Source organism: Enterococcus sp. 3H8_DIV0648 (genome assembly GCF_002140655.1).
Classification (GTDB): domain Bacteria; phylum Bacillota; class Bacilli; order Lactobacillales; family Enterococcaceae; genus Enterococcus_A; species Enterococcus_A hulanensis.
In genome coordinates, this window is sequence record NZ_NGLG01000001.1 from 217,523 (window position 1) to 220,308 (window position 2,786).

At 41.6% G+C, this 2,786-nt stretch carries 2 protein-coding genes; both read left to right on the forward strand.

Going from position 1 to position 2,786, the window contains the following annotated elements; genetic code table 11:
* On the forward strand, window positions 1–399 hold a 399-nt coding region (locus A5875_RS01035), incomplete at its 5' end, for an LPXTG cell wall anchor domain-containing protein (RefSeq protein WP_141108315.1).
* An 81-nt stretch (window positions 400–480) separates the two neighbouring features.
* Window positions 481–2,786 (forward strand): MucBP domain-containing protein (locus A5875_RS24070; RefSeq protein ID WP_254911834.1); only part of this gene is annotated, 2,306 nt, incomplete at its 3' end.

A 2,786-nucleotide genomic window follows, 5' to 3' on the forward strand; every position in this document is an offset into this window, starting at 1 on the left:
GACTCAGACTCAGATAGCGATTCCGACAGCGATAGCGACTCAGATTCAGATAGCGATTCTGACAGTGATAGCGACTCGGATAGTGATTCCGACAGCGATAGCGACTCAGATTCGGATAGTGATTCCGACAGCGATAGCGACTCAGATTCAGATAGCGATTCTGACAGCGACAGTGACTCGGATAGTGATTCTGACAGTGATAGCGATAGCGACTCGGATGATGATAAGAAAACGGGAACTGGTTCTTCTGGTTCTGGAACAAGTGCTAAGAAACTGCCAAGTACAAATACAAATGATGACCAAATGCTCTATTCAGTTGCTGGATTAGGTTTAGTTTCTATGGGATTAGCCTTCTATGGGGGATCAAAGAAACGCAAAAAAGGAGATAACAAGGCCTAAGTCGTAGATTCCATTTAGTAAGAGGTCACGTTCTGTATTCAAAGGAGCGTGACCTCTTTTCTCAAGAAGAGGAGGTTAAGGATGAAACGTAAGTATTACCAAATGAAAAAGCAATCCAGAACATCTTACAGAAGATATCGGATGCATAAGGTTAAAAAGAATTGGGTAGTGAAAAGTAGTGTAATCGGAGCAATGATCTTGGGTGGATCATCTTCAGCATCAGCAATTGAAGCAATCGATCCGGCAGCTATTGAGCAGTCAGTGGAACCTTCTGAGGAGACACCACCGTTAGAACCGGAAGTAATCGAACAAGCAGTGGATGTTCCAGTTGCTGAGGAAGGAAAAGCAGCAGAGGAAAGTACTGAACCTGTAGCTGAGGAAACAAAAGAAGTTTCTGAAAATGTCGAGCCATCAGAGGTGAAAGCAGAAACGGCTTCAACAGATGAAGTCGGTGTACAAAAAACACCATTAGAAGAAAAAGTCGATGTAGAAATTGTTCAACCTGCTTTGATGATGGCACAAACTGTTCAAAATGAACCAGAAATTGCTAGTTTAATTACTGCTTTATTACAAGCTCAAGAAAATGATACGGTGAATTATTACGGCGGTGTGACAATTGCGGCCAACGAATTAAAAGCTGCAGTACCAGGCGCTATCCAAAAAAGAAATGAAGCCGTTGATAAGGCAAATGCTTCTTTAGCTTATGATAACTATTTTGAAATTATGCCTGGTTGGAGTTATCACAATGTATTGGATGAACCTTATGCCGCATTAATGGCAGGTCGAGCAGGTGCTACATCTTCCAATCCTACAGTTACCACAGCAGAACTTATCAAATTGGCTGATGCGTATAAAGTAATCATTGATCAAGTTGAAAACGAGATTTTTACTCTTGGAAAAGCAGGACCATTGTCTGACCAAGGTGGGAATGTTGTTCAAACAAAAGTGACTTATCGCTATATTGACCGATCAGGGAATAAAGTGATTGAGGATGTAGTGAAGAACGCTGTGTCTGGAGATATTATTCCACATGAGAAGATTTCTATTGAAGGGTATACGTATGATGGAGAAGATAGCGCTAATTCTGATCCAGATATGAAAGTTAATGAAGATGGTAGTTCAATCGTTGTTTACTTTTATAAGCCCAATGCCGCGGAGATAACCTATCGTTATGTTGACGAAAATGGCGATTCGATCATTTCTGATCATAATGAAGCTTCTACCGTTGATGCCGCGATTCCTGAGCGAATCATTGATATTGAGAATTACACCTACTCTGCTAAAGGAGAGGATTCCGATAGCGATATGATCGTTGATCGCAGCGGGAAATCGGTTGTGACTTATATCTATACAGCAAATAAAGCAACAGTTACTCATCGATATGTCAATGAGAAAGGTGAGACTCTGGAAGAAGATCAAACAGAGCAAGCCACGGTTGGTTCACCAATTAATGGGAAAATCACTGAGATCGAAGGCTATACCTTTAAGCAAATTGATGCGAACTCTGATGATGATATGAAAGTGGATGCGGATGGCAGTTCGGTAGTGATATATGTCTACGCTGCGAATGATGCGAAGGTTATTTATCACTATGTCTATGTTGATCCAGATATGGGGCGGCCAGATGAACGTTACGTAACAGTTGATACAAAAGTTGATGAAGTAATTGAGGAGAAAATCGAAGTTATAACTGGAAATTATTATGTCGGAAAATCTGAGGATTCTGATGATGATATGGTTGTGGATAGAGATGGTATATCTGAAATTACTTATATCTATTATGAAATGGGGAAATATACAGCCGATTGGCCTGATCCCGAAGAAGCCACCGTGGACCATTTACCGTTACATTATTGGAACGACCCGGATGACCCAACAAAAGCATTAGACGCTGACGATCCGAGAAGTAAGCAGATAATTCCATATTATCCTGGATATCAAGCGACTGATGAGTATGGAAATCCATTAGAGTTAGTTGACCCAGATAATCCAAACAAAGGATACAAGCCTCCTAAGTTTTTGGATCATAAAAAAGATACTGTAATCAAATATGTCGAAGATGATGATACAGACAGTGATTCTGATGCAGACAGCGACTCAGACTCAGATAGTGATTCCGACAGTGATAGCGATTCGGATTCGGATAGCGATTCGGACTCAGATAGTGACTCAGATTCGGATAGCGATTCGGACTCAGATAGCGACTCAGATTCCGACAGCGATTCGGACTCGGATAGCGACTCGGATTCAGATAGCGACTCAGATTCGGATAGCGATTCGGACTCAGATAGCGACTCGGATTCAGATAGTGACTCAGATTCGGATAGCGATTCGGACTCAGACAGTGATTCAGATTCGGATAGCGACTCAGATTCAGACAGCGATTC